We start from the raw sequence: 26,910 nt of genomic DNA, 5'->3' as shown, positions 1-26,910 counted from the left end.
TTTCCTTGAGAGGTTTAACCTGGGAGGGAGAGGGGCGCTTAGGCCGCCTTCTTCTTGGAAGCGGGGACGTCGAGCACGCCCATGATGTCGCTTTCCTTCATGATCAGCAGGTCTTCGCCGTCGATCTTGACCTCGGTGCCGGACCACTTGCCGAACAGGACGCGGTCGCCGACCTTGACGTCGATGGGGATCAGCTTGCCAGCTTCGTCGCGGCCGCCCGGGCCGACGGCGATGACTTCGCCCTGCGAGGGCTTTTCCTTGGCACTGTCCGGAATGATGATGCCGCCAGCGGTCTTCTCTTCGGCGTCGATACGCTTAACCACGACGCGGTCGTGAAGCGGACGGAATTTCATGCAGTCCTCCTAAACGTTTGCATATGCTGTAGATTTTTGGAGAGTTAGCAGTCCAGTCCGGCGAGTGCCAGACTGGTTGGGCAGGAGATAGGCCAAGCCTTGACGGCGGGCAAGTGCCTCTAGCAGAAAAATTGGCACTCGTATGTGACGGTTGCCAGCAGGAAGCCGAGATCATTTCGGCATCCTTAATGCCCTCCGACGGAGCTCTGAGGGCTATTAGCAGATGCGGTAAGCTGCTGCCAACGCACGAAATTTCAACAACCTATTAAACATTTGGGCTTGAGATGGGCCAGTCGCGTGCGTCACATTTCTCTCATGTGAGCGCATCCAGTGCCGGTGGTCCGGCGGGGAGGTCGGCCACCATGTGAATGCGCTCCTTCACAGGAGGTTGGCATGGTCTCGCGAGTTGGTGGGGTTGTTTCCGACGATTTCCGGAAGCAGTTGCTGGGGTACGGGCTGACGACGGCGCAAATCCTTTACCGGATGCCCGATCACCCCTCGTTGCTACAGACCTATGTCTGGCAGAACTACGACCTGTTTCCGAAATTTCCGGCGTTGCAGGATTTCCTCGCTTTCTGGCAGGACAAGCTGGAGGGCCCGCTGTTCTCGGTGACGGTGGCGCATTCCAAGCTGGTCAAGCCGGCCGAGCTGCGCGCCGTCGACGGCGTGTTCCGGCTGCACTGACCTGCGAGGACGGGCAGGGCGCGGTGCGCGCCTTTGCCCGCCGCGCGTGGCGCGACTTGTGTTAGCCTTGATCCGTCAGAACGAGACGGGAGGCGAACAATGGCCAAGAAGACGGCATCAAGATCCGCAGCCAAGACCGCGGTGAAGAAGAAATGGACCGGGCTCAAGGCCGGAGCCAAATCGTCGGCGCGCAAGACCATCAAGTCGAAAGGGCGTGTCACTGCGGCGAAGAAGGGCGCGCCGAAAGCTGCAACCAAGGCCCGGCCGAAGCAGCGCATCGCCATCAGCCATCACCGCGAAGAGGACTTCAAGGCCGACGGCTTGCGTGCCTATGCCAAGTATCGCGACCTCGGCATATCAGCCGCCTCGAACGGTCTCGCGCAAGCGCATGTGATCCGGTTGCAGGGACCGTGCAATCCGGATGAGGTCTCGAAGCTGCACTTCCACGACGTCGACTTGCAGATGGTCTATGTGCTCAAGGGCTGGGTGAAGACCTACATGGAAGGCGAAGGCGAGACGCTGATGAGAGAAGGCAGCGCCTGGACCCAGCCGCCGCGCATCCGGCACATGATCCTGGACTACTCCGACGACGTCGAACTGCTGGAAGTGATCCTGCCGGCCGAGTTCAAGACGGTGGAGCTGAAGGCTTAACTCAGGCCGTCATTCCGGGGCGGCGCGTAGCGCCGAGCCCGGAATCCATCGGGCCGTAACCTGTGTGGAGAAATGGATTCCGGGCTCGCGCTGCGCGCGCCCCGGAATGACGACTACGGTCGTCACGTCAGCACCCCCACGATCGCGCCCATCAAACACGTCGTCAGCGTGCCCGAGACGATCGACTTCAGCCCGAGCGCGTTGATCTCGTCGCGCCGCGTCGGTGCCATGATGCCGAGGCCGCCGATCATGATGCCGAGGCTCGCGAAGTTGGCAAAGCCGCACATCGCATACAGCATGATCAGCCGCGAGCGCGGCTCGAGCGCGTCGGGGCCGAGCTTCGACAGGTCGACATAGGCGATCAGCTCGTTGAGCACGGTCTTGGTGCCCATCAGGCTTCCGGCCGTGATGGCCTGCGGCCACGGCAGGCCCATCAGCCAGCACACCGGCGCCATGACGTAGCCGAGCAGCCGCTGCAACGAGATCTTGGCGCCACCGATCTCTGGCAATAGGCCGATGATCGCGTTCACGAGATAGACCAGCGCGACCAGCACCAGCAGCATCGCGATGATGTTCATCAGGAGCTCGACGCCCGCCGCGGTGCCCTTCACGATCGCGTCCATCGTCGAGGACACCTCGATATCGGGATCGTCGAGCGAGCCGCCGGTGCGCTTGTGCGATGTCTCCGGAATCATGATCAGGCTGATCAGGATCGCGGCCGGCGCGCCGAGCACCGACGCAATGACGAAATGTGCCGGTGCGTCGGGGATCAGCGGGGCCAGCAATGTCGCGTACAGCACCAGCACGGTGCCGGCGATTCCGGCCATGCCGCCGGTCATCACCAGGAACAATTCGCTGCGGCTGAGCTGCGCCAGATAGGGACGGATGAAGAGCGGTGCTTCGACCATGCCGAGGAAGATATTGGCCGCGGTCGAGAGCCCGACCGCACCGCCGACGCCGAGCGTGCGCTCGAGCAGCCAGGCCATGCCGCGCACCACAGGCGGCAGCACGCGCCAGTAGAACAGCAGCGTGGTCAGCACGCTCATGACCAGCACGATCGGCAGCGCCTGGAAGGCGAGGATGAAGTCCGAGCCAGGCGCCTTGGGATCGAACGGCGCCGGGCCGCCGCCGACATAGCCGAACACGAAGGCGGTGCCGGCGCGCGTCGCGGCGGCGATGGTGCCGACGGCATCGTTGATCACGCCGAAGGCGTGCGTCACCAGCGGCACCTTGATCAGCACCAGCGCGGTCGCGACGGTCACCGCGAGCCCGATCGCCGCCTGCCGCAACGACACCATGCTGCGATTCTCGCTCAACACCCAGGCGATGACCAGCAACGCCACCACGCCGAACGCCGATTGCAATTGCAGCATCACGCCCCCAAGGACCCCTCGCGCGATTATGGGTGGGGGCCTCGCCTAGCGCAATGCTGTTGCGCGTTCCCTTGGCGGCCATTGACAAGTTGCAGGCGCTCGGCCACGCCAGCGTCCATGCCCACCGCCACGCCGGCCGGCGCCCGCGATCTGCTCGGCCACAGACCATTCCTGTTCTTCCTGTTGTCGCGCAGCCTGTCGCGCTTCTCCAGCCAGATCGGCGCGGTCGCGATCGGCTGGCAGATCTATGATCTGACCGGCAGCGCGTTCGACCTCGGCATGGTCGGCCTTGTCCAGTTCCTGCCGACCGCGTTGCTGGTGTTCGTCGCCGGTCACGCCGCCGATCGCTTCGAGCGCAAGCGCGTGGTGCAGGCCTGCCAGGTCGCGGAAGCGCTGACCGCATTGTTTCTCGCCGGAAGCACGTTTGCCGGCACCATCTCCGAGATCCAGATCTTCGTGGCGACCTTCGTGCTCGGCATCGCCGGCGCGTTCGAGAGCCCGGCGACCGCTGCCGTGTTGCCGTTGATCGCGCCGCAAGGCTCGTTGCAGCGGGCGACCGCGATCTCGAGCGGCGCGGCGCAGGTCGCGACCATCACCGGACCGGCGCTCGGCGGCTTCGCCTATGCGCTGATGCCGAGTGCGCCCTACGGCATCATGATGGTGTTCTGGCTGTTCGGCGCTGTCTTGACCGGCGGCATCGGCCGGCTGCAACAGGCGCCGGTGAAGAGCGGCGGATCGTCGGACGATCTGTTTGCCGGTGTCACCTTCGTGCGCAGCAATCCGGCGATCCTCGGCACCATCTCGCTCGATCTGTTCGCGGTGCTGTTCGGCGGCGTCACCGCGCTGTTGCCGATCTATGCGCGCGACATCCTGCAAACCGGTCCGCTCGGCCTTGGCATCTTGCGCGCCGCGCCGGCGGTGGGTGCGCTGCTGATGACGATGGTGCTGGCGCGGCACACCATCAACCGCCGCGTCGGCATGCGCATGTTCCAGTCCGTGATCGTGTTCGGCGTGGCGACGGTGGTGTTCGCGCTGTCGCACTGGATGTGGCTGTCCGCGCTGGCGCTCGCGGTGCTCGGCGCCGCCGACACGATCAGCGTCGTGATCCGCTTCTCGCTGGTGCAGCTCGCCACCCCCGACGAGATGCGCGGCCGCGTCGGCGCGGTCAATTTCCTGTTCATCAACGCCTCGAACCAGCTCGGCCAGTTCGAGAGCGGCGTCACCGCGGCGTTGCTCGGCGCCGTGCCGTCAGCCGTGCTCGGCGGCGTCGCCACCATCGCCGTCGCGCTGCTCTGGATGAAGCTGTTCCCGACGCTGCGGGACGTGGAGAAGCTGGAGTAGGCTCGCTCTCTCCACGTCATTGCGAGGAGCGAAGCGACGAAGCAATCCATCTATCATCTCGGGGATAGATGGATTGCTTCGCTTCGCTCGCAATGACGGTGCTGATGGCTCTCGATTTGAGCTACGCCGTGGCGAGGGTGTTTGTAAAATTCGGAATAATGGAAAAATACTGCTGATTTGCCCGACGTGTCAAGCCGCTTGTGTCGGACGCCGGCAGCCGCTGGCGCCTTTGCATGGGGTTGTTTTCGATATTTTTGACTGCGCCCCTGCGAGGCATGGCCGGGACAAGCCCGGCCATGCCGTCGTGTCGCTCTGCCGCAAGCGGAGGAGGGGCAGATCAGCCGCGGCCGACGAACGGCATCTTGGTCGCCATGACAGTCATGAACAGCACGTTGGCGTCGAGCGGCAGGCCGGCCATGTAGGCGACGGCATCGCCGACCGCCTTCGCATCCATGCGCGGCTCGTGCTTGGTGGTGCCGTCCGGTTGCAGCACGCCGGGGCCGTTGACCATGCGGTCGGTCATCGGGGTCGCGGCATTGCCGATATCGACCTGGCCGACCGCGATGTCATACATCCGGCCGTCGAGGTTGGAGGCTTTCGTCAGGCCGGTGATGGCGTGCTTGGTCGAGGTGTAGGCCGCCGAGAACGGCCGCGGCGCATGCGCCGAGATCGAGCCGTTGTTGATGATGCGGCCGCCGCGCGGGGTCTGGTCCTTCATGATGCGGAAGGCGTGCTGGGTGCACAGGAACGGCGCGGTGAGGTTGGTGTTGACGACGGCCTGCCATTGTTCGAGGGCCAGGTCCTCGAAATGCACCGGCGGCGCGCCCATGCCGGCATTGTTGAACAGCACGTCGAGCCGGCCATAGGTTGCCTTGACCTTGTCGAACAGCGCGGCGATCGCGGCCGGGTTGGCCATGTCGGCGGTGACGCACAGGCTCTTGCCGGCGGGGCCTAGCTTGGCGGTCTCCTCCAGCATCTCCAGGCGGCGCCCGACCAGCACCACGGTATAGCCCTTGTCCATCAAGGCGAGCGACGCCGCGCGTCCGACGCCGGTGCCGGCGCCGGTGACGAGTGCAATCTTGCTGGCTGCTTCAGTCATCTCTCGGTTTCCTCTTACTTGGTTTTTGCTTCGGTCTCGTTCTTGTAAGGCGGCCGCGGAATGTTCTGGTGCGCGGCGCGCAGCGCCGCCGACCAGCGCGAGCGCAGATCGTGGAAATAGGGCTCGCCGGCCTCGATGCGGTGGTTGAGGTCGGCCTCGCAGGCATCGGTGCGCACCACCAGCACGTCGATCGGCAGGCCCACGCCGAGATTCGAGCGCATCGTCGAATCCATCGAGATCAGCCCCGTTTTGAGCGCCTCATAGAGTTCGACGTCGTAGTGCATGGCGCGGTCCAGCACCGGCTTGCCGTATTTGTGCTCGCCGATCTGCAAATAGGGCGTGTCAGTGGTGCATTCGATGAAATTGCCGGCGGTGTAGACCATGAACAGGCGCATCCGGGAGCCCTTGATCTGGCCGCCGAACAGGAACGAGACGTCGAAGGAGATGTCCTCGGCGCGCAGCGCGTCGCCCTCGGTGGCGTGCACCGCGCGGATCGCCCGGCCGATCCGTTGCGCCGCCTGGAACATGGTGGGCGCGTTCATCAGCGTCTCGAGTTCGCCGGTGTGCGGGTCTTCCATGCCCTCGGTCAGGGTCGAGAGCACCGACTGGCTGATCGCGAGGTTGCCGGCGCTGGCGATCGCCATGATGCGCTCGCCAGACTTTTCGAAGATGTGCAGCTTGCGGAACGTCGAGACGTTGTCGAGGCCGGCATTGGTGCGGGTATCGGCGATCATGACGAGGCCGTCGCGCACCAGAATTCCGCAGCAATAGGTCATTTCCAGTCCCCAACGATCCGAGGTTCTCGGCGCCAAACGTGTAGCCAATTTCGACGTTGCATCCAACCCCAATTCCCCGTGACGGGACATCGGGCGGCCGGGTGGGAGCCAATCGGAACGACGGCCCGCATCGGCCTGTTCCTGCCGACCACTGTTCGGCGTTTGGACGGCCTCGCTCTGCGTTGCGCGCAGCCGGCAATGATCCGGGTTCGCTGTCATTGCGAGGCACCGGGCATTGTGGTCGACTGCCTGCAATCGACAAGAACAACAAGAATCCCGGGAGGCGAGAATGTCGTTCAAATTGGCCGCGTGCGTCATGGTATTGGGCGTCGCGGCAATCGCGGCGAGCCCTGCATCGGCGCAGAAGAAGGGCGGCACGCTGCGGCTCTATCACAACGACAACCCGCCCTCGACCTCGTTGCTCGAGGAATCCACCATCGCCTCGGTGATGCCGTTCGCTGCGGTGTTCAACAACCTCGTGGTGTTCGATCCGGCCAAGGTGCACGAGAGCATCGACACCGTGATCCCGGACCTCGCCGAGAGCTGGTCGTGGGACCCGACCAACACCAGACTGACGTTCAGGCTGCATCACGGCGTGAAATGGCACGACGGCCAGCCGTTCACGGCCAAGGATGTCCAGTGCACCTGGCGGATGCTGATCGGCAAGAGCGAGACGCAGGACTCCAAGACCCAGGACTTCAAGCGCAATCCGCGCAAGGTCTGGTACTCCAAGCTCAAGGACGTCAGCGTCAATGGCGACGATGAGGCGACCTTCGAATTGAGCGAGCCGCAACCGGGCCTGCTGGCGCTGCTCGCGAGCGCCTTCTCGGTGGTCTATCCCTGTCATGTGCCGCAGCAGGTGATGCGCACCAAGCCGGTCGGCACCGGGCCGTTCAAATTCGTCGAGTTCCGGCGCGGCGATTCGATTCGGCTCGTCCGCAACTCCGACTACTTCAAGAAGGACCGGCCGTATCTCGACGAGATCACGGTGCGTTCGATCGACAGCCGCGCCACGCGCATGCTGGCGTTCGCGACCGGGGATTACGACATCACCTTTCCGTCCGACGTCAGCATTCCCCTGATGAAGGACGTCAAGGCGCGAGCGCCGAACGCGATCTGCGAGATGACCTCGACCAATCTACAGATCAATCTCCTGGTCAATCGCGTCAATCCGCCGTTCGACAACCCGGATATCCGCAAGGCGATGTCGCTGGCGCTCGATCGCAAGGCCTTCAACAGCATTTTGTTCGAGGGCACGGGACGGCTCGGCGGTGCGATGCAGGCCAGGCCCGAGGGCGAGTGGGGGATGCCGGACGACGTGCTGTCGATGCTGATGGGCTACGGCCCCGACACCGCGAAGAACCTCGCGGACGCGCAGGCGATCATGCAGAAGCTCGGCTACAGCGACAGCAAGCCGCTGTCGATCAAGATCCAGACCCGCAATCTGCCGACCTATCGCGACCCGGCCGTGATCCTTGCCGACCAGCTCAAGAAGATCTACATCGTGGCCGAGCTCGACATCCTGGACACGCCGCGTTGGTACTCGCGGCTGCAGCGCAAGGATTACACGATCGGTCTCAATGTCACCGGCGTCAGCGTCGACGATCCCGACGGAAATCTGGTCGAGAACTATTCCTGCAATTCGGAGCGCAACTACACCCAGTACTGCAATGCCGAGGTCGACAGATTGCTCGCCGCGCAGTCGCGCGAGGTCGACAAGGACAAGCGGCGCAAGATCGTGTTCGACATCGAGCGCCTGCTGGTCGACGATGCCGCGCGGCCGGTCATCCTGCACTCATCGGCCGGCAATTGCTGGCAGCCTTACGTGAAGAACTTTCATCCGCACGACAACAGCCAGTACAACAATCTGCGCTTCGAGGATGTCTGGCTGGACAAGTGACGCATGCGTAGGATGGGTAGAGCGCAGCGAAACCCATCATGTCTCTGCACGGAAGAAAGGTGATGGGTTTCGCTGCGCTCTACCCATCCTACGGACCTGAGCGAAGTCGTCACGTCTCCTGGCCTCGTCCCGCCGGTGCATCCACGAGGAACGCATCGTCCACCGGTACGCCGAGCGCGGTCACGAGCCGATTGGTCTCGGCGGCCATACCGATGATCGCCAGCATTTCCTGGTGTTCGGCGTCGGTCATGCCCTTGGCGCGGGCGGCCGCGGTGTGCGAATGGATGCAATAACTGCAGCCATGGGCCACCGAGACCGCGACGTAGAGCATCTCCTTGACCTTCGGATCGAGCGCGCCCGGCGCCATCACCTCCTTGATGCTCTCCCAGGTCCGCCGCAGCGTCTTCGGATCATGCGCAAGCGCGCGCCAGAAATTGTTGACGAAGTCCGACTTCCGCACCTTGCGGATGTCGTCGAAGACAGCGCGGGCCTCGGCCGAGAGTTCGTCGTCGGAAAGCAGTTTGACGGTTGCCATGGTGTGTCCCGATGGTTCGGATTGATACGGCCGCAATGATAGCACGCTCGTATCTTACCATCGTCATTCCGGGCTCTCGCTCCGCGAGCCCCGGAATGACGGGGAGAGAGCGGTGCCTACGACTGGGTCTGGCTCTGCCACTGCCCGGGGCGGCCGGCCTGATCGACCTTGACCGCAACCGTCAGCGTCTCGTTACCGCCGCCATAGCGGGTGCCGCGGACCGGCGCGGCGCCGAGATAGTCGAGGCCGATCGCGACGCGGGCATGCGCGTCGGTGGTGCAGATGCCGTTCGCGGCGTCGAAGCCGATCCAGCCGAGGTCGGGCACGTAGGCCTCCGCCCAGGCGTGGCCGGCCTGCTGGTTGACCATGCCGTCGGAGCGCAGGAAGTGGCCGGAGACGAACCGCGCCGGAACCCCGCCGGCGCGCGCGCAGGCGATCAGGATGTGGGCGTAGTCCTGACAGACGCCGCGCTTGAGCGCGAACGCCTCGGACGCCGACGTGGCGCTGTTGGTCGGGTCCTCGTCGAAGGTCATGTGCTCGTAGACCTGGACCATCAGCGCATGCAGGAAGCCGAGCACGTCGCTGCCGGCTTCCGCGCGCAGTTCGCGCACGACGGCCGTCATCGCCGGGTTGAGGTCGGTCAATGGCGTGGGGCGCAGGAACAGGCTCGGCGGAAACCGTTCGTCGGTGCCCTTGAGCACGCCGCCGGTGTCATGGGTTTCGACCAGGCCCTCGCAATGGATGGTGAGGTCGCTGATCGCACCATGCGTCAGCACATGGGTGACGTTGCCGAACGCGTCCTCATGGGTATCGAGCCGGGAGTCGGTCGAGACGTCGATCTGCCAATTGGCGACATATTGGCCGTCATGGCTGCCCGGCGTCATCCGCAGAATCTGGATCACGCCCGAAGCCGCCGGCTCGTAGCGATAGGTGGTGGTATGGGCAATCCGCAGGCGCATGTGCGTTTCCAGTAGGTCAGATCAGAGCTGACGGCAACGGGATTATACCTCTCCCATCGGGAGAGGTCGAATTGCGAAGCAGTTCGGGTGAGGGGTCAAGGCCCCTCAGTAGACCGAATTCCCTCACCCGGATCGCAAAACGCGATCCGACCTCTCCCTCCGGGAGCGGTGAGGACAGTGCCCGCAGACGGCGCCGAATTCACATCTTCGGCCTATATCAAATACTGCTTGGTGACGATCTCGCCCAGCCGTGAGTTGTCGGCGATGAATTCCTGGATGAATTCGTGCACGCCGTGCTGGAAGATGTCATCCATGTTGCTGTGCTCGAGCCGGTTCCGGATGCCGCGGGCGTGGCGCTGGGCGGCGCCCTGGCGGCCATAGGCGACGCCGATCTGGTCGAGGTTGCGCACCAGATTGCTGTAGCAGCTGGCCAGCGACCGCGGCAGGGTGTCGTTGAGGATCAGCAGGTCGGCGATCAGCCAGGGTTTGAGGGTTTCCCGGTAGACCCAGTGATAGGCCGTGGTTGCCGACACCGAGCGCAGGATCGAGGTCCACTGGTAGTAATCCAACGGGCCGCCGACATGCTCCTCCTCGGGCAACAACATGTGATACTTGACGTCGAGAATCCGCGCGGTGTTGTCGGCGCGCTCGAGATGGACGCCGAGCCGCGAGAACCAATAGGCGTCGTTGCGCAGCATGGTGCGGTAGGCCGAGCCGTCGAAGCGCAGCGAGGTCTCCTGCACGAAGCGCAGGAATCTGGCCAGCTCCTCGCGGCTGCCGGTGCCGCCCTTGCTCCACACCGCCTGCAACTCGATCCAGGAGGAATTGATGGTGTCCCACATCTCCGAGGTCAGCGCGGTTCGTACCGAGCGCGAGTTCAGCCGCGCCGCCTCGATGCAGTTCTTGATCGAGGAGGGGTTCTCCGACGAGAAGGACAGATATTCGACGACGTTCTGCTGGTTGGCTTCCTGGTAGTGATCGTAGAAGCTCGCGCCGACGCCGGCGGTGAGCAGCGCGGAATCCCACTCGTTGGTCTTGCCGATATAGGCCGCCGGCAGCGCCGTGACGCGCAACGTGGCGTCGATCGTGCGCGCGAGATATTCGGCCCGTTCGACGTAACGGGCCAGCCAGAACAGGTTTTCAGCGGTGCGCGACAGCATGCTTTCAACTACTCGCTCAGTATCCAGGTGTCCTTGGTGCCGCCGCCCTGGCTCGAATTGACCACGAGCGAGCCTTCCTTCAGCGCCACACGAGTAAGCCCGCCGGGCACGATGGTGGTGTGGGTCGAGCCGGTCAGCACGAACGGGCGAAGGTCGACATGGCGCGGCGCGAGGCCCTTGTCGGTGCAGGTCGGGCAGGTCGACAGCGCCAGCGTCGGCTGGGCGATGAAGCCTTCAGGCTCGCGCTTGAGCTTGTCGCGGAACGCCTCGATGGTCGCCTTGGTGGCGGCGGGGCCGATCAGCATGCCGTAGCCGCCCGAGCCGTGCACCTCCTTGACGACGAGGTCGGCGAGGTTATCGAGCACGTAGGACAGATCCTGCGGTTCGCGGCAGCGCCAGGTCTGCACGTTCTTCAGGATCGGCTCCTCGCTGAGATAGAACTTCACGATGTCGGGCATGTAGGAATAGATCGCCTTGTCATCGGCGATGCCGGTGCCGACCGCGTTGGCGAGCGTGATGTTGCCGGCGGCATAGGCCGACATCAGCCCGGGCACGCCGAGCGCGGAATCCGGCCGGAAGGTGAGGGGATCGAGGAAGTCGTCGTCGACGCGACGGTAGATCACGTCGACCCGCTTCAGCCCCTCGGTGGTACGCATGAACACCTCGTCGTTCTTGACGATGAGGTCGCGCCCCTCGACCAGTTCGATGCCGAGCTTGTCGGCGAGGAACGAGTGCTCGTAATAGGCCGAATTGTAGACGCCGGGCGTCATCAACGCGACCGTGGGTTCGGCGGAGGCGCTGTGCGGCGCCACCGAGCGCAGTGCCGACAACAGTTCGTCCGGATAGCGCTCTACGGGTGCGACGCGGTGCCGCGCGAACAGGTCCGGAAACAGCCGCATCATGATCTCGCGGTTTTCCAGCATGTAGGACACGCCGGACGGCGTCCGCGCATTGTCCTCCAGCACAATGAAATTGTCGGGATCGGTGCGGATGATGTCGATGCCGGCGATGTGGACGTAGATGTCGTGCGGCACGTCCTGGCCGTTCATCTCCGGGCGGAACACCGGGTTCTGGAAGATCAGGTCTTCCGGGATGATGTTGGCGCGCAGGATGTCGCGGCCGTGATAGATGTCCTTGAGGAACAGGTTGAGCGCGAGCACGCGCTGCTTCAGGCCCTTCTCCAGCAGCGTCCATTCGGCCGCGGACATGATGCGGGGAATGACGTCGAACGGGATCAGCCGCTCCTGGGCCTCGGCATCGCCATAGACCGCGAAGGTGATGCCGATCCGGCGGAACAAGAGCTCCGCTTCCTGGCGCCGATATTCGAGCGCGTCCGGCGGCGTCTCTTTGAGCCAGCGGGAGAGCTCCTGGTAGGCCGGGCGGAGATCCTCGCCGAGGCCGTTCATCTCATCGAACGCGACTGCCATATACCCTGACTGCCCTCCCAAGCCATGTGACACAGTGCATGACTTGATGGGATGGTAGCAAGGGCCGGGCCAGCGCGATATGCATTGGCTTGTGGCATTTGCTAGGGGTAGCCAGGAAGGCCTGCCCGAAAAACCGGCTGAGGTCTGCTTAATTCGGCGGCAAAACCCCGTGACATCAAGGCATTGGACCGGCAATGTCAGGGCATCAAGTTTAAGGAATGAGACCATGAGCGAGATCGTCACGGCAGGGATATTGGTGATCGGCGACGAGATCCTGTCCGGCCGGACCAAGGACAAGAACATCGGCTTCATCGCCGAGTACCTGACCAATATCGGCATCGACCTGAAGGAGGTTCGCGTCGTCGCCGACGACGAGGCCGACATCGTGTCCGCCCTTGATGCGCTGCGGCATAGGTACACCTACGTGTTCACGACCGGCGGAATCGGACCGACCCATGACGACATCACCGCCGACAGCGTGGCGAAGGCGTTCGGGGTCGATATTCACCATCACCCTGACGTGGTGGCACGCTTCCGGGAGCGCTGGAGCGAGCAGGACCTCAACGAGGCACGGCTGCGGATGGCCAGGGTGCCCGACGGTGCCGAGCTGATCCAGAGCGCGACCATCCTGGCGCCGGGCTTCAAGCTCGGCAATGTCATCGTGATGGCGGGCATTCCGACCATCATGCAGGCGATGATGGACATCGTGGCGCCGACCTTGAAGTCGGGCGTGCGGATGTTGTCGGATTCGGTCCGTGCCGACGCGCGGGAAGGCGACATCGGCGGCCCGCTGCGGGCGATCGCAGAAGCTCATCCCGACACCATCATCGGCAGCTATCCGTTCCAGGACGAGAACCAGAAGCCGAACACCAATCTGGTGGTCCGTTCGCGCGATCCGGAAAAGCTCGCCGCGGCGATGACCGCGGTGAAGGAGATGCTGAAGCAGGTGCAGGCCGCGCAGAAGAAGCCGGCGGGTTGAGACGACATGGTCGAGAAAAGTTCTGAACCAAGTGCGCAGGAGCGGGCCGGCAGGCCGTTCCCGGTGTCGTGGGATCAATTCCACCGGGACTGCCGGGCGCTGACCTGGCGGCTCAATGAAGTCGGCCCGTTCCATGCGGTGGTCGCGATCACCCGCGGCGGGCTGGTGCCGGCCGCGATCGTGGCGCGCGAGCTCGGCTTGCGGATCATCGATACGGTCTGCGTCGCCAGCTATGACCATGACAAGCAGGGCGACCTGAAAGTGCTCAAGGGCATATCGGAGCAGACCGCCAAGCTCGGCGGCGGCACCGGCAAGGGGCTGTTGATCGTCGACGATCTGGTCGACACCGGCAAGACCGGCAAGCTGGTGCGCGAGATGCTGCCGGACGCGCATTTCGCCACGGTTTACGCCAAGCCCAAGGGACGCCCGCTGGTCGACACCTTCATCACCGAGGTGTCGCAGGACACCTGGATCTTCTTCCCGTGGGACACTGCGTTGTCGTTCCAGCCACCGATCCGGGATGGGGCGGCATGAGGTAGCCGTCATTGTGAGCGCAGCGAAGCAATCCATGCTTCCGCATATGCGGTATGATGGATTGCTTCGTCGCTTGCGCTCCTAGCAATGACGATCGTGGTTAGAGCTGTGCCATGCCCCTGCAAAACCGCGTCACACCGACAGGCGAGATCGTCGCGTCCGCGCACCGCGGCACCTTCACCGGCAATCGCGGTATCATCCACGATCCCGCGACCCGAACGCTTTTGAACAAGCGCTGGTCGTCGCCGGCGTGGCTCACCTGTGTCTGCGAATTCAGGGGCAGACGACGCAAGGTGATGAGCCAGCAGAGCTGGACCGAGTTGTTCTTCCTCGATGAGGCCACCGCGTTCGCGGCCGGGCACCGGCCCTGCTTCTACTGCCGCCGCGATGACGCCAAGCGGTTTCGTGCGGCCTGGGAGCAGGGCAGCGGCGTGGGTGATCTCAAGGTCAAGGCGATGGATGCGGTGCTGCACGCCGAGCGGCTGGATCGCCGGCAGAAGCGGCTGCATCCGTTGCCGGTGCCTATCAACGAATTGCCCGACGGGACGATGGTGCAGGCGAGCGACCAAAGCTATCTCGTCGCCAATGGAAAGACCTTGCGGTGGTCGTTCGCCGGTTACGAGCGCGCCGAGGTGAGTGCGCCAGCGATGTTGCTGACGCCGCCGTCGACCGTTCGTGCATTTCAGTCCGGTTACCGGCCGGTGCTGCACGTTAGCGCGAACTCGGGGCAATTCCGTCATCCTGAGGTGCGAGCGGAGCGAGCCTCGAAGGATTGACGGCCACCAGCCGGGCCGATTCATCATTCGAGACGCGCTACGCGCTCCTCAGGATGACGGAAACCTCTTGCCTGCGTGACCAACGTCTTGCAGGCATTGAGCGGGTCGCGCTCGGCATCACCCGAGCCGCTGCCGTGCGAGTTTCGCACCATCACCGAGTGCGATCAGCTTGGCTTCGGCGATATCCCGCCGCATCGGCGCCATGCCGCAATTGGTCGTCGCGATGATGTTGCCCTTCGGCACGTGCTTTGCGACCGCCTCGATCACCTTGACGACATCCTCAGGCGTTTCGATCTCGTCGCTGGCGACATCGATCACGCCGGCTTGCACGATCTTGCCGGGGAGCGCGGCGAGCAGTTCGATCGGCACTTTCGAGTTGCGACATTCGATCGCAACCTGCTGAATGGTGCTCTTGTCGATGACAGGGAAGGTCTCTTCGTACTGGCGCCATTCGCCGCCAAGCGTCTGCTTCCAGTCGGTGTTGGCCTTGATGCCATAGCCGTAGCAGATGTGCACGGCGGTGGCGCAGGTGAGACCCTCGGCGGCGCGCTCCAGCGCCTTGATGCCCCAGTCGCGGACCTCGTCCATGTAGACGTTGAACGCAGGCTCGTCGAACTGGATCATGTCGACGCCATCGGCCTGCAACGCCTTGGCTTCCTGGTTCAACAGCTCGGCGAAGGCAAACGCCATCTTGACGCGGTTGCCGTAATATTTGTCGGCGATGGTGTCGATGATCGTCATCGGGCCGGGCATCGTGAATTTCAGCCGGTTTTTGGTATGGGCGCGTGCGGCGCGCGCCTCGCCCTCATGGACGCGGCCCTTGAGCTGCAAGGGTGCGACCACCTGCGGCACCATCGCCTTATAGCGATCCTTGCGGATGCCCATTTCGACCTTGTGGGCGAAATCGATGCCTTCGATCCGCTCCAGGAAGCCATGCACGAAGTGCTGGCGCGCCTGTTCGCCCTCGGTGACGATGTCGACGCCGGCATCTTCCTGTAGCTTGACCGCGAGCACGGTCGCGTCGCGTTTGGCGCGGGCGAGCTCGGTGCCTTCGGATTTCCAGGGAGCCCACAGCATGTTCGGCTCGGCCAGCCATTCCGGCTTGGGCAGGGAGCCTGCGATCGTGGTTGGAAACAGCATGGGAGCCTCCCGGTGGGTTCGGATTGAGCGCCTGTGTGCCATGTCCTAGAGTGCAGGTACAGAACAACAAGAGGCTTTGTGATGGGGAATGGACGCCGATGATCGATCTGCACTACGCGCCGACGCCGAACGGCTGGAAGATCTCGATCATGCTGGAGGAGCTGGGCCTGCCGTACAAGGTGATCCCGGTGAACATCCGCGCCGGCGAGCAGTTCCGGCCCGAATTCCTGGCGATCAGCCCGAACAACCGCATCCCCGCGATCGTCGACCATCAGCCGGCCGATGGCCGCGGGCCGTTCTCGGTGTTCGAGACCGGTGCGATCCTGATCTATCTCGCCGACAAGGCCGGCCGTTTCCTGTCCACGGAGTTGCGTGCGCGGTCGAACGTCATCCAATGGGTGATGTGGCAGATGGGCGGCCTCGGGCCGATGCTCGGCCAGCACGGCCATTTCGCGCTCTATGCGGCCGAGAAAATTCCCTATGCGATCGAGCGCTACCGTGACGAGGCGGCGCGACTCTATGGCGTGCTCGACCGCCAACTCGGCAAGTCCGGCGCCTATGTTGCCGGCGATGACTATTCGATCGCCGACATCGCCTGCTTCCCCTGGACCATGACCCACAAGGCGCAGGGTTTCACGCTCGACGATTATCCGAACATCAAGCGCTGGTACGCGACCGTTCGGGCCCGGCCGCAGGTGCAGGCGGGTCTTGCGATCGGGAAGTTCGTCAAGGAGCCGTTCGACGAGGAATCGCGCAAGAACATGTTCGGCCAGCGTGCCAAGGAGCTGGTCGAGAAGAAATGATATTTTGTCATTCCGGGGCGACGCGCAGCGACGAGCCCGGAATCCATAACCACCATCATGAGTATGGATTCCGGGCTCGCGCCAAGCGGCGCGCCCCGGAATGACGAAAGTGAGACAACACCAACCTAAGGAAACGCCCATGATCGAATTCTTCTTCGACTGCTCCAGCCCGTGGACTTATTTGGCCTGGCATAACATCCAGCCGATCGCCAAGGAGTTCGACGCTCCGATCACCTGGCGGCCGATTCTGGTCGGCGGCATCTTCAACACCGTCAATCCCTCGGTCTATGCGCAGCGCGAAACGCCGGTGCCGTTGAAGGCGCGCTACATGAAGAAGGATCTCGCGGACTGGGCGCGCTCGGCCGGTCTTGCGATCAAGATGCCGCCGACCGTGTTTCCGGTGAACAGCGTCAAGGCGATGCGCGGCTGCATCTGGCTCGGCAACGACAAGATGGTGCCGTTCGCGCGCGCCGTGTTCGAGGCCTATTGGGGCGACGACAAGGACATCTCGCAGGACGCGGTGCTGACCGAGATCTGCACCAAAACCGGGATCGATCCCGCAAAGTTCTTTGCCGGCATCGGCGACCAGGCCATCAAGGATCAGCTCAAGGCCAATACCGAAGAGGCGGTGGCGCGCGGCGCATTCGGCTCACCCACGATCTATCTCGACAAGACCGACATGTATTTCGGCAATGACCGCCTGCCGTTGATCCGGGAGGCGCTGGCACGTCTCAAGGCGCGGGCCGCCTGATGCCGAAAGCCGTTGTTTGCCGCGAGCTCGGGCCGCCCGAGCGCCTGCAATTGGAGAGCTTTGCCTCGGTGCCGTTGAAGCCGGGCGAGGCGCGCGTTGCGATCCGTGCCGCAGGAATCAATTTCCCCGACATCCTGATGGCTGCCGGCGAGTACCAGCTCAAGCCGCCGCTGCCGTTCACGCCGGGTTCGGAAGCGGCCGGCGATGTCGTCGAGGTCAATGATGCCTCAGGTGTCGCGGTCGGCGACAAGGTGATCGTCAAGATGCGCCACGGCGCCTATTGCGACGAGACCGTCGCAACGCCGTCGCAACTGGTGCCGATACCGTCGACCTTCGACTATGCCGAGGGCGCGACCTTCCTGGCCGCGCACGGCACGGCGTATCACGCGCTGATCGACCGCGGTCAGATCAAGCCGGGCGAGGTGCTGCTGGTGCATGGCGCCGGCGGCGGCGTCGGGCTTGCCGCGGTCGAGATCGGCAAGCTGCTCGGTGCCACCGTGATCGCGGCGGCATCATCCGAGGAGAAGCTGGCGATCGCCAGGCAACGCGGCGCGGATCATCTCGTGCTGTATGCGCGCGAGCCGTTCCGCGATGCGGTGAAACGTCTCACCGATGGCCGCGGCGCCGACCTCGTGTTCGATCCGGTTGGCGGCGAGGTGTTCGAGAGCTCGATGCGCTGCATCAACTGGGGCGCGCGGATCCTCATCGTCGGCTTCACCGGCGGCATCGGCCTTGCCCGCACCAACCTGCTGATGATCAAGGGCGCCAGCGTGCTCGGCGTGCGTGCCGGCGAGGCGGTGCGGAAGGATCCCGCGCTCGGCGAGGTCAGGTTCAAGGCGCTGAACGAATGGGCCGAGGCCGGCCGGGTGCGGCCAAATATCTCACACCGGCTGCCGCTGGAGGACTACGCCAAGGCGATGCGGCTGTTGATCGAACGCAAGGCGATCGGCCGTGTGGCGCTGATCACTCGATAACCGTCATTGCGAGCGGAGCGAAGCAATCCATGCTCACCGTGTGTGGGCAGTATGGATTGCTTCGTCGCTTCGCTCCTCGCAATGACGGTTACCTCGTTGCGAACTTTCCCTCTCGCAAGAACGCAATCGTCTGCGTGATCGCTTGCCTGTTGCGCACCAGCCAGGGATGCGAGGTGCGGATCACGATATGGTCGGCCATGCCGTCGAGCCTGGTGTTGGCGACCGACACCCGGCCGTCATGCGGCCGCGGCAGGCCCATCGACGTGATCGGATAGACCGAGCGGTTGCCCGCGATGATGCCGGCCTCATAATCGATGGCGGGCAACAGCGCGCTGGTCGCGGCATCGCGGCGGGTGACGAGCTGTTGCCCGGCCGGGCCGAAGAAGGCGCGATAGGCTGTGAGGTTCTTCAGGCGGTCGGCGATCTCGCTGCCGCCGTTCGGCGTGCCCAGCATCACGACGCGGCCGAGCCGGGCGGGGCGGTGTCGTGCGAGGTACACGCGGGCCAGCAGGCCGCCCATCGAATGACAGACGAAATGCACCGAGCCATCGAGGCTATCGGCGAAACGAACGATCGACGGGTCAATATCCTCGGCCAGCGTGCCGAGCGGCTTGCGTCGGCTGTCATAGTCGAGGTTGAGGGTGGCAAAGCCGGCGTCTCGCAGCGCCAGCTCCATCCTGCGAAACGAGCGCGCCGTCCTGCTGATGCCGTGCAGCAGGACGACGCCGTCAAGTGTGGACGTCGGGGGACGCCGTTCGCTCACTTATACTCGCGCTCTTGCCACCACGGGAAATAGTCGGGCATGTCCGACGACACCTTGTTCTTGAACTGCGCGGGGCGCTTCTCCAGGAACGAGACCACGCCTTCCTTGACGTCGTCGGAGCGGCCGCGGGCATAGATGCCGCGGCTGTCGACCTTGTGCGCTTCCATCGGATCGTCGGCGCCCATCATGCGCCACATCATCTGGCGGATCAGCGCCACCGACACCGGCGCGGTCTTGGCCGCGAACTCCTTGGCCAGCGCACGCGCGGTCGGCAGCAGGTCATCCGGCGGCACCACCTTGCTCACGAGACGGCCGGCGAGGGCTTCCTGCGCCGGGAAGACGCGGCCCGAGTAGCACCATTCCAGCGCCTGCGAGATGCCGACAATGCGCGGCAGGAACCAGCTCGAGGCGGCCTCCGGCACGATGCCGCGCTGGGAGAACACGAAGCCGAAGCGTGCGGCCTCCGACGCGATGCGGATGTCCATCGCCAGCTGCATGGTGACGCCGATGCCGACGGCGGGACCGTTCACCGCCGCGATGACGGGCTTCAGGCACTTGAAGATGCGCAGCGTCACCTGGCCGCCGCCGTCGCGCACCTGCGGATCGCTGTAGTCGACGCTGCCATCGGCATTGCGCTTGACCGGCCCGCGCCGCGCATCGCGGTCGAAGGTGTTGGCGCCGGAGGAGAGGTCGGCGCCGGCGCAGAAGCCGCGGCCTTCGCCGGTCACGATGATCGCCCTGACGTCGTCGTCCTTGTCGGCTTTGTCGAACGCGTCGATCAGCTCCTGCTGCATCGTGGCGTTGAAGGCGTTGAGCTTGTCGGGCCGGTTCAGCGTGATGGTCAGGATCTGCTCGGCGACCTCGTACTTGATCGTCTCGTACGCCATGGGGATGATTTCCTCTCGGTTTCTTGAATGAACGGCGCTGGCGCGCGTCTCCATCCAGTTAACCCGGCAATCATCCCTTGTGAAGAAGTCGGATGCGCGGCCTGGTTCCGCGCATCGCGACTTGTGTTGAGGCGCTACTTCTTCGGCGGCGCCGGCCACGGTTTTTGCGGGCCGCGCAGGCCCTCGAACGCCTTGCCCATGCCGAGCACGCCGATGTCGTCGAAGCGGCGGCCGATGATCTGGACGCCGATCGGAAAGCCCTTCTTGTCGTAGCCGCCGTTGATCGACAGCGCCGGATTCTCCGACATATTCCACGGCACGGTAAAGCAGATGTGCTCGAACGGCTTTGCCGGATCGTTGAGTGGTGCCGCGAACTCCGCCGGGAAGTTCACCACCGGCGATACCGGCGAGATCACGTAGTCGACCTCGCAGAACAGTTTTGCGGCGGCGGCGCGGATCGCCATCGTCTGGTTGAAGCCGCGCACCACGTCGACGCCGGAGAGCTTTGCGCCGGCCTCGGCCCAGTTGAGGATATAGGGCAGCGTCTTGCCGCGATCGGCCTGCGGCAGTTTCGATAGCTCGTCCCAGGTCCGGGCGCGCCAGAAATGGTCGAGCCCCTCGAGCATCTCGGGCGTCAGGATGCCGTCGATCTCGGTGATGACGGCGCCGGCGGACTCGAACGCCTTCGCCGCCTTGACCACGATCTCGCGAACCTCCTTCTCGACCTTCTGGCCGGAGCCGGCATCGAGCATCAGGCCGATCCGCAGCTTGCGCGGCGACTTCTCCAGCGCCTTCCAGTTCACCTCGAGTGCCGGCAGGCTCATGCCGTCGCGGCGATCGGGACGCGACAGCACGCTCATCATCAACGCAGCGTCATCGACGGTGCGGGTCATCGGGCCGGCGACGCGGCCGACATAGGGTGGGTCGATCGGTACGCGGCCGAGGCTCGGCTTCAGCGCGACGAGGCCGCACCAGGCGGCCGGCAGCCGCACGGAGCCGCCGATGTCGGTGCCGAGATGCAGCGGGCCATAACCGGCAGCACCCGCGGCGCCGGCGCCGGCGCTCGAGCCGCCGGGGTTCTTGCTGACATCCCAGGGATTGCGGGTGAGGGGATGGAACGACGACAGTCCCGACGACAGCATGCCGTAATCCGGCATCGTGGTCTTGGAGAAGATCACGCAGCCGGCTTCGCGCAGCCGTGCCGCAGGCGGCGCGTCCTTTTCTGCGGGCACGGGCTTGACGCTCGCGGCGCCGAGCGGCACCGGCTGGCCCTTGGTCGCGACGTTATCCTTGATGGTGACGGGCACGCCGTCGAGCGTGCCGGCCGGCTCGGCCTGCTGCCAGCGTTCGGTCGAGGCCTTGGCGACTTTCCGCGCGCCGTCAGGGTCGTACAGATACAGTGCCTTGATGTGCGGCTCCCAGGTCGCGACCTGGGAGATGATCTCCTCCAGCACCTCGGAAGGCGAGAACTGCTTGGCGCGATAGCCCGCGAGCAGGTCGACGGCCGAGAGATCGTGCAGCGATGTGATGGTGTCCTGTTTCGGCTTATGCATGGGCACCTGCCGGCATACGTTTCTCGATGATGCGGGCGAACATGCTGGCGCCGATCGGCAGGATCTTGTCGTCGAGAACGTAACCGGGATTGTGCACGGGCACTGAACCGTCATGGCCGACCCAGAAATACGCACCGGGAACGGCCTGCATCATGTCTGCGAAATCCTCACTGCCCATCTTGGGCGTCGAGCGGGTGATCACCTTTGCCGGATCGACAACCGTGCGCGCGACTTCCTCGACGACGCGGGACTGCTCCTCCTGATTGACCAGCACGCTGAAGCCGTCGCGGATCTCAACGGAGATTTCGGCGCCATACGCGGCGGCAAAGCCGGTGCAGATCTCGTGCATGCGCTTGCGGATCAGCTCGCGGATCTCCTCGGAGAAGCAGCGCACCGTGCCGCACATCCAGGCGTCGCCGGGAATGACGTTGTAGGCCGAGCCGGAATGGATCTGGGTGATCGACAGCACGGCGGCTTGCAGCGGATCGACGTTGCGGCTGACGATCGACTGCAACGCCTGTCCGAGCGTCATCGCGATCACGACCGCGTCCTTGGAGCGTTCCGGCATCGCGCCGTGGGCGCCATAGCCCTGGATCCTGATGTCGAAGAAGTCGGCCGCGGCCATCGCCGGGCCCGGCAGGATCGCGATCTCGCCATGGTTGAGGTCGGGCGCGTTGTGCAGGCCATAGACCTCGTCGCAGGGGAACTGCTTGAACAGGCCGTCCTTGATCATCGCGCGCGCGCCGCCGAGGCCTTCTTCGGCCGGCTGGAAGATGAAGTGCACGGTGCCGTCGAAATTGCGGGTCTCGGCGAGATAGCGCGCCGAGCCGAGCAGCATCGTGGTGTGGCCGTCATGGCCGCAGCCGTGGAAGCGGCCGGGAATCGTGGAACGCCACTTCAGATTGGTGTTCTCCTCCATCGGCAGCGCGTCCATGTCGGCGCGCAGGCCGATCTTCTTGCTGCTGCTGCCCTTGCCCTTGAGCACACCGACCACGCCGGTGCCGCCGAGGCCGCGATGCACCTCGATGCCCCAGCTCGCGAGCTTGTCGGCGACGATGCCCGAGGTGCGGACCTCCTCGAAGCCGATCTCGGGATGCGCATGCAGATCCCGTCTGATGGCGGTGAGTTCGTCGGCAAAACTGTCGATGCGCTCAATGGTCGGCATGGCTCTCTATCCGTTGGTGCGTGATGGGGAGGTGGGTGTAAAAACGGGGCCGTTTGGTTTGATACGAATGCCGGGACGTAAATGTTTCCACGGCAGCGTGGCGGTATCGGCCGGCATCGCGCCGGGGGCGGCGCAGATCAGCAGTTTCTCCGCGATCGGCTCGAAATCGGCGCGGAAATGCACCGAGCTCTTGTTGACCAGGATCTTCTGCGCGGTCGGCTCGATGCCGACATAGCGGTACATCGACTGGTCGGCAAGCTGGGCCTTGTAGGAGCCGACCACGACCCGGACGTCGCCGACCCGCAGGCAGGCCGAGGGGCCCATGTCCATGTCGCGGCCGCCGAAATACGGACCGGGCGCGACGAACTTGCCGTCCGAGAGCTGCTCGACGACGAAGGTCTCCTTGTACGGCGCGTCACCGGGAATGCCGGACTTGCCGCCGAGCGCCAGCGTGAGGGTGGCGCCGATCCCGGCCGCATGCGCGGCCTTGGCCGATTGCGGATCGTAGATCACGCCGGTCGCGGCGCTCGCCCGGTTGCGGACCAGCGCGCGCAGCATGCCTGTGGTGTCGGAATCGCCGCCGGCGCCGGGATTGTCCTGGGTGTCGGCGATGATGATCGGCTTGCTTGCCGACTTCGCGAGCTCCATCGCGAGCTGCACGCCCTCGTCGGGCGAGTAGATCCGGCCGTCGAAATCGTCCTCATGGCCCTCGACCAGGGCGACGACCTTGTCGGCGGCCGCATCCGCATCGGCCTGGGTCCGGCCATAGGCGAACACGCTCGGCCCGCAATCCCTGAAATCGGCGGCCGGGAAGCCCGGCGCGAACGACAGCGTCGGCACGGCGTCGCTCTCGAGCGCGACAAGCTTCTGGTAGATGCCTTGGGTCGGCTGGTCGTTGGTGCATTGCCAGCTGATCGGGATCAGGAACGGCAATTGCCGGAATGCCTTTGCAAAGCGCTGCCCGGACTTGAGCATCAACGCCAGATGCCTGGCGCAGGCCCGGCCTGTGTCGGCCATGTCGACATGCGGGTAGGTGCGGTAGGCGATCAGCGCGTCGGCATGTTCGATCATCTCAGGCGAGACGTTGGCATGCAGATCGAGGCTTACCACCAACGGCAGGTCGCGGCCGATCGCCTTGCGCACGCGGGCGAGGGTTTCACCTTCGCCATCGTCATGATGCTCGGTGACCATGGCGCCGTGCAGGTCGAGATAGACCGCGTCGATGGGCCCGGCCGCGACAATGCCGTCGACCATTTCCGTCACGATCCGCTCGTAGGCGTCCTTGCTGACATGCGCCGATGGACTAGCTGCGGCGAAAAGCGTCGGCACCAGCTCCCAGCCATTGGCTTCCGCGGCCTCGACGAAGCCGGCAAGGCCGACATTGATCTTGCGCATCACCTTGAGCACGTCGGCGCCACGCGTCATCGACGGCCAGCCGCCGCCGTGCACGAAGTCGTCATAGGTCGCCTTCGTCGGTGCGAAGGTGTTGGTCTCGTGCAGGAAGCCGCCGACGGCAATGCGGGTCATCAAGTTGGTCTCGACACGTTTCTTCGCTCATGATGCGATTTGGAAGCAATCGCATCATCTGGCCTTTTCAGTTTGAGTATGATCTTTCGAAAGCCGGTGTTCGCTTTCCAGGTCACGCTCTAGCGCGCGACGTTAAGCGTGTCGTCGCGCCAAGCGCAAGCCGGGGAGCACTTCCGGATTTGCATGCCCTATGGGCGTATTGAAAGGCTCAGAGCCAGGGCATGAGGCTAAAGGCATAAGGCTAAAGACTAGGCCGTCGCCCCAATGCCTTCCGAAACCGGGCGGAAGTTGGCGAAGTCCCAGCCGCGCCCGGGAGCGGCATCGAGCAGCGCGCGGGTATAGGCCTGCTGAGGATTGGTCAGCACCTCCGCCGCCGGTCCCTGTTCCACGACGCGGCCACGCTGCATCACGGCGACGTCGTCGCAAATCTGCGCGGCGACGCGCAGGTCATGCGTGATGAACAGCAGCGCGATGCCGAGCCGAGACTGGATCTCGTCAAGCAGGTTCAGAACCTGCGCCTGCACCGAGACGTCGAGCGCGGACACCGCCTCGTCGGCCACCAGCACGTCGGGATCGAGCGCGAGCGCACGCGCGATCGCGATGCGCTGACGCTGGCCGCCGGAGAACTGGTGAGGATAGCGCGAGATGGCGTCGGGCGGCAAATGGACCAGCTCGAGCAGTTCGCGGGCCCGCGCCAGCGCGTCCTTGCGCGGCATGCCGTAATTGATCGGGCCTTCCGCGATGCTCTCGCCGACGGTGACGCGCGGGTTGAGCGAGCGGTAGGGGTCCTGGAAGATGATCTGGATCTTCTGCCGATGCGGCTGTAGCAGCCGGCGTGACAGGTCGGAAATCTCGCGGCCGGCCAGCCGCACCCCGCCCGACGTCGGATCGATCAGGCGGACGATGCAGCGTGCCACCGTCGACTTGCCGGAGCCGCTTTCGCCGACGATGCCGAGCGTGCGGCCCTTGCGTAAAGTGAGCGTGACGTTGCTGGCGGCGGCGACCTCGCGGGCTTTGCCGTACAGCGACCGCTCCCGGTAGACCTTGCTGAGCTCATTGGCCTCCAGCACCACCGGCTCCGATGTTTCCGGCCGTGGTGCGCGCGGCACGAGGCTCGGCACCGAGGACAACAGGTTGCGGGTGTAGTCCATCTTCGGGTTGCGCAGCACGTCCTGTAGCGGTCCGGCTTCAACCAGCCGGCCGTGCCGCATCACCGCGACGCGGTCGGCGATCTCGGCCACCACGCCCATGTCGTGGGTGATGAACAGGACGGCGGTGCCATGATCGCGTTGCAGGTCGCGGATCAGGGTGAGGATTTGTTTCTGGGTTGTCACGTCGAGCGCCGTGGTCGGCTCGTCCGCGATCAGCAGCTTCGGTTCCAGCACCAGCGCCATTGCGATCATGATGCGCTGGCGCTGTCCGCCCGACAGGCGGTGCGGGTAGGAGGAGAAGATGCGCTCCACATCCGGCAGCCGGACATGTTCCATCATCGCCAGGATCTTCTGGCGCCGCGCGCGGGCATCGAGATCGGTATGGGCGCGCAGCACCTCGTCGATCTGGCGGCCGACCGGCACCACCGGATTGAGCGCGGTCATCGGCTCCTGGAAGATCATCGCCATTCGGGTGGCGCGGAGTTGGCGCAGCCGGCGGTCGCTGGCCGTGAGCAGTTCCTCACCGACCAGCTTGACGCTGCCACCCGAGGGCACCAGCGTCCCCTTCTGCAACAGCCCCATCGTGGTGAGCGAGGTCACCGACTTGCCCGAGCCGCTTTCGCCGACCAGGCACAGCGTCTCGCCTTCGCGGACCTGCAACGACAGGTCGTCGATGATGCGATGCGCGTCCGCCTTGCGGCCGAGGCCGACGACGAGATTGTTGATGTCGAGGACGACGTTGGAGGAGTTGGTTGCGGTCACTTGCCCTCACGCTGCTTCATGCGGGGATCGAGCGCGTCGCGGGCGGCGTCGCCGATCAGATTGATGCTGAGAATGGCGATCGAGAGCAGAAGTCCCGGCCAGAAGATCAGCGATGGCTTGACCTGGAAGTAGGCGCGGCCCTCGGCCATGATGTTGCCCCAGGTCGGCGTTTCCGGCGAGATGCCGGCGCCGAGGAACGAGAGGATCGCCTCGGTCAGGATCGCGGATGCGCAGACGTAGGTGCCTTGCACGATCAGCGGCGCAATGGTGTTCGGCATCAGATGCCGCCACATGATCTTCGGCAGGCTGGAGCCGAGCGAGATCGCGGCCTCGACATAGGGCTCCTCGCGCGCGGTCAGCACCACCGAGCGCACCAGCCGCGCCACGCGCGGGATCTCGGGGATGGTGATCGCGACCATCACGGTCCAGATGCTGGCGCCGGACAGCGACACCACGGCGATCGCGAGCAGGATGGCGGGGATTGCCATCAGGCCGTCCATCACGCGCATCAGCACCGCATCGACCCAGCGGAAGAAGCCGGCGACGAGGCCGATCAGGAGTCCGATGGCGATCGAGCAGACGGCGGCGCCGAGCCCGATCACCAGCGAGATCCGCGCGCCGTAGATGACGCGCGACAACAGGTCGCGTCCATAGGCGTCGGTGCCGAGCAGATATTGCGCGCTCGACGGCTTTAGCCGCTGCGATGGCGTCAGCAGCAGGGGATCGTGCGGTGCCAGCAGCGGCGCGAAGATCGCCATCAGGATGATGAGGGCAAGGCAGATCGTCGCAACCGCGATGATCGGCGTCGACGTCAGGAAGCCGAACCTGACGCGGAACGGCCGGGTGACGGGGATGGTGGATTCGGGAAGGGTTTCGATCGCCATTGC

Annotated in this window: 26 protein-coding genes; 10 read left to right on the top strand and 16 right to left on the bottom strand. The window is 64.6% G+C overall.

Going from position 1 to position 26,910, the window contains the following annotated elements; genetic code table 11:
* Positions 1-38: 38 nt before the first annotated feature.
* On the bottom strand, positions 39-353 hold the full coding sequence (gene groES, locus CWS35_RS30125) for a co-chaperone GroES (RefSeq protein ID WP_021077770.1): 315 nt from the start codon (positions 351-353) through the stop codon (positions 39-41).
* A 393-nt stretch (positions 354-746) separates the two neighbouring features.
* Here groES and CWS35_RS30120 point away from each other — a divergent pair, with 393 nt between their 5' ends.
* Together CWS35_RS30120 and CWS35_RS30115 are read left to right on the top strand one after the other, a co-directional pair.
* Positions 747-1,037 (top strand): usg protein, encoded by a 291-nt coding sequence (locus CWS35_RS30120; protein ID WP_024582525.1) that lies wholly within the window; start codon positions 747-749, stop codon positions 1,035-1,037.
* Between the two features lie 99 nt (positions 1,038-1,136).
* Entirely contained in the window at positions 1,137-1,688 is a 552-nt protein-coding gene (locus CWS35_RS30115) for a cupin domain-containing protein (protein WP_100955167.1), read from the top strand.
* A 122-nt stretch (positions 1,689-1,810) separates the two neighbouring features.
* Here CWS35_RS30115 and CWS35_RS30110 read toward each other — a convergent pair whose 3' ends face one another.
* Complete coding sequence (locus tag CWS35_RS30110; protein ID WP_100955166.1) at positions 1,811-3,061, bottom strand: NupC/NupG family nucleoside CNT transporter; 1,251 nt, start codon at positions 3,059-3,061, stop codon at positions 1,811-1,813.
* Positions 3,062-3,178: 117 nt separating this feature from the next.
* Here CWS35_RS30110 and CWS35_RS30105 point away from each other — a divergent pair, with 117 nt between their 5' ends.
* The gene (locus tag CWS35_RS30105) at positions 3,179-4,402 is read left to right on the top strand and encodes an MFS transporter (protein ID WP_100955165.1); all 1,224 of its coding nucleotides are present in this window, start codon (positions 3,179-3,181) and stop codon (positions 4,400-4,402) included.
* A 337-nt stretch (positions 4,403-4,739) separates the two neighbouring features.
* On the opposite strand, the gene CWS35_RS30100 is transcribed toward CWS35_RS30105, so the two are convergent.
* Both CWS35_RS30100 and CWS35_RS30095 read right to left on the bottom strand, forming a co-directional pair.
* Positions 4,740-5,501, bottom strand: coding sequence for an SDR family oxidoreductase (locus CWS35_RS30100; RefSeq protein ID WP_024582521.1), 762 nt, complete (start codon positions 5,499-5,501; stop codon positions 4,740-4,742).
* A 14-nt stretch (positions 5,502-5,515) separates the two neighbouring features.
* Complete coding sequence (locus CWS35_RS30095) at positions 5,516-6,277, bottom strand: peptidase (protein ID WP_024582520.1); 762 nt, start codon at positions 6,275-6,277, stop codon at positions 5,516-5,518.
* Positions 6,278-6,566: 289 nt separating this feature from the next.
* Here CWS35_RS30095 and CWS35_RS30090 point away from each other — a divergent pair, with 289 nt between their 5' ends.
* Positions 6,567-8,177: an ABC transporter substrate-binding protein gene (locus CWS35_RS30090; RefSeq protein ID WP_100955164.1), complete on the top strand. Its 1,611-nt coding sequence runs from the start codon at positions 6,567-6,569 to the stop codon at positions 8,175-8,177.
* A 109-nt stretch (positions 8,178-8,286) separates the two neighbouring features.
* Here the strand turns inward: CWS35_RS30090 and CWS35_RS30085 are convergent, their stop codons facing one another.
* The 4 genes from CWS35_RS30085 to CWS35_RS30070 all read right to left on the bottom strand — a co-directional run bounded on the left by CWS35_RS30085 (position 8,287) and on the right by CWS35_RS30070 (position 12,258).
* On the bottom strand, positions 8,287-8,712 hold the full coding sequence (locus CWS35_RS30085; RefSeq protein ID WP_100955163.1) for a carboxymuconolactone decarboxylase family protein: 426 nt from the start codon (positions 8,710-8,712) through the stop codon (positions 8,287-8,289).
* 116 nt (positions 8,713-8,828) lie between these two features.
* A complete protein-coding gene (locus CWS35_RS30080; RefSeq protein WP_100955162.1) occupies positions 8,829-9,671 on the bottom strand; it encodes a transglutaminase family protein in 843 nt (280 codons plus the stop codon).
* A 212-nt stretch (positions 9,672-9,883) separates the two neighbouring features.
* Positions 9,884-10,831: an alpha-E domain-containing protein gene (locus tag CWS35_RS30075; protein WP_100955161.1), complete on the bottom strand. Its 948-nt coding sequence runs from the start codon at positions 10,829-10,831 to the stop codon at positions 9,884-9,886.
* An 8-nt stretch (positions 10,832-10,839) separates the two neighbouring features.
* Positions 10,840-12,258 carry a circularly permuted type 2 ATP-grasp protein gene (locus tag CWS35_RS30070; protein ID WP_100955160.1) on the bottom strand — a complete coding sequence of 473 codons (1,419 nt, stop codon included), beginning with the start codon at positions 12,256-12,258 and terminating at the stop codon, positions 10,840-10,842.
* A gap of 226 nt (positions 12,259-12,484) precedes the next feature.
* On the opposite strand from CWS35_RS30070, the gene CWS35_RS30065 reads away from it, so the two are divergent.
* The 3 genes from CWS35_RS30065 (at position 12,485) to CWS35_RS30055 (ending at position 14,547) form a co-directional block, all read left to right on the top strand.
* Positions 12,485-13,237 (top strand): molybdopterin-binding protein, encoded by a 753-nt coding sequence (locus CWS35_RS30065; protein ID WP_024582514.1) that lies wholly within the window; start codon positions 12,485-12,487, stop codon positions 13,235-13,237.
* A 6-nt stretch (positions 13,238-13,243) separates the two neighbouring features.
* Positions 13,244-13,771 carry a xanthine phosphoribosyltransferase gene (gene gpt, locus CWS35_RS30060; protein ID WP_024582513.1) on the top strand — a complete coding sequence of 176 codons (528 nt, stop codon included), beginning with the start codon at positions 13,244-13,246 and terminating at the stop codon, positions 13,769-13,771.
* Between the two features lie 113 nt (positions 13,772-13,884).
* A complete protein-coding gene (locus CWS35_RS30055) occupies positions 13,885-14,547 on the top strand; it encodes a hypothetical protein (protein WP_100955159.1) in 663 nt (220 codons plus the stop codon).
* Positions 14,548-14,664: 117 nt separating this feature from the next.
* Here the strand turns inward: CWS35_RS30055 and CWS35_RS30050 are convergent, their stop codons facing one another.
* A complete protein-coding gene (locus CWS35_RS30050) occupies positions 14,665-15,687 on the bottom strand; it encodes a methionine synthase (protein WP_100955158.1) in 1,023 nt (340 codons plus the stop codon).
* A gap of 98 nt (positions 15,688-15,785) precedes the next feature.
* Between CWS35_RS30050 and CWS35_RS30045 the strand changes: the two genes are divergently transcribed.
* The 3 genes from CWS35_RS30045 to CWS35_RS30035 all read left to right on the top strand — a co-directional run bounded on the left by CWS35_RS30045 (position 15,786) and on the right by CWS35_RS30035 (position 18,215).
* The gene (locus tag CWS35_RS30045; RefSeq protein WP_100955157.1) at positions 15,786-16,490 is read left to right on the top strand and encodes a glutathione binding-like protein; all 705 of its coding nucleotides are present in this window, start codon (positions 15,786-15,788) and stop codon (positions 16,488-16,490) included.
* A 139-nt stretch (positions 16,491-16,629) separates the two neighbouring features.
* On the top strand, positions 16,630-17,241 hold the full coding sequence (locus CWS35_RS30040; RefSeq protein ID WP_100955156.1) for a 2-hydroxychromene-2-carboxylate isomerase: 612 nt from the start codon (positions 16,630-16,632) through the stop codon (positions 17,239-17,241).
* Positions 17,241-18,215, top strand: coding sequence for an NADPH:quinone oxidoreductase family protein (locus CWS35_RS30035; RefSeq protein WP_024582508.1), 975 nt, complete (start codon positions 17,241-17,243; stop codon positions 18,213-18,215). The genes CWS35_RS30040 and CWS35_RS30035 overlap by 1 nt, the downstream gene beginning before the upstream one ends.
* A gap of 88 nt (positions 18,216-18,303) precedes the next feature.
* Here CWS35_RS30035 and CWS35_RS30030 read toward each other — a convergent pair whose 3' ends face one another.
* From CWS35_RS30030 to CWS35_RS30000, 7 genes are all read right to left on the bottom strand, one after another.
* Positions 18,304-18,978, bottom strand: coding sequence for an alpha/beta fold hydrolase (locus tag CWS35_RS30030; RefSeq protein WP_100955155.1), 675 nt, complete (start codon positions 18,976-18,978; stop codon positions 18,304-18,306).
* A complete protein-coding gene (locus tag CWS35_RS30025) occupies positions 18,975-19,865 on the bottom strand; it encodes a crotonase/enoyl-CoA hydratase family protein (RefSeq protein ID WP_100955154.1) in 891 nt (296 codons plus the stop codon). Before CWS35_RS30025 ends, CWS35_RS30030 begins: the two co-directional genes overlap by 4 nt.
* Positions 19,866-19,999: 134 nt before the next feature.
* Positions 20,000-21,418 carry an amidase gene (locus CWS35_RS30020; RefSeq protein ID WP_100955153.1) on the bottom strand — a complete coding sequence of 473 codons (1,419 nt, stop codon included), beginning with the start codon at positions 21,416-21,418 and terminating at the stop codon, positions 20,000-20,002.
* On the bottom strand, positions 21,411-22,583 hold the full coding sequence (locus CWS35_RS30015) for a M20 aminoacylase family protein (RefSeq protein ID WP_100955152.1): 1,173 nt from the start codon (positions 22,581-22,583) through the stop codon (positions 21,411-21,413). The genes CWS35_RS30020 and CWS35_RS30015 overlap by 8 nt, the downstream gene beginning before the upstream one ends.
* 6 nt (positions 22,584-22,589) lie before the next feature.
* Positions 22,590-24,110 carry a M81 family metallopeptidase gene (locus CWS35_RS30010; RefSeq protein ID WP_100955151.1) on the bottom strand — a complete coding sequence of 507 codons (1,521 nt, stop codon included), beginning with the start codon at positions 24,108-24,110 and terminating at the stop codon, positions 22,590-22,592.
* Positions 24,111-24,358: 248 nt separating this feature from the next.
* Entirely contained in the window at positions 24,359-26,023 is a 1,665-nt protein-coding gene (locus CWS35_RS30005; RefSeq protein ID WP_100955150.1) for an ABC transporter ATP-binding protein, read from the bottom strand.
* A complete protein-coding gene (locus CWS35_RS30000; RefSeq protein WP_100955149.1) occupies positions 26,020-26,907 on the bottom strand; it encodes an ABC transporter permease in 888 nt (295 codons plus the stop codon). The genes CWS35_RS30005 and CWS35_RS30000 overlap by 4 nt, the downstream gene beginning before the upstream one ends.
* Positions 26,908-26,910 lie beyond the last annotated feature (3 nt).

The organism is Bradyrhizobium sp. SK17, from assembly GCF_002831585.1.
Taxonomy (GTDB): Bacteria; Pseudomonadota; Alphaproteobacteria; order Rhizobiales; family Xanthobacteraceae; genus Bradyrhizobium.
The sequence above is the reverse complement of the archived record's forward strand: the minus strand, read 5'-3'. Positions and strand labels throughout refer to the sequence as shown.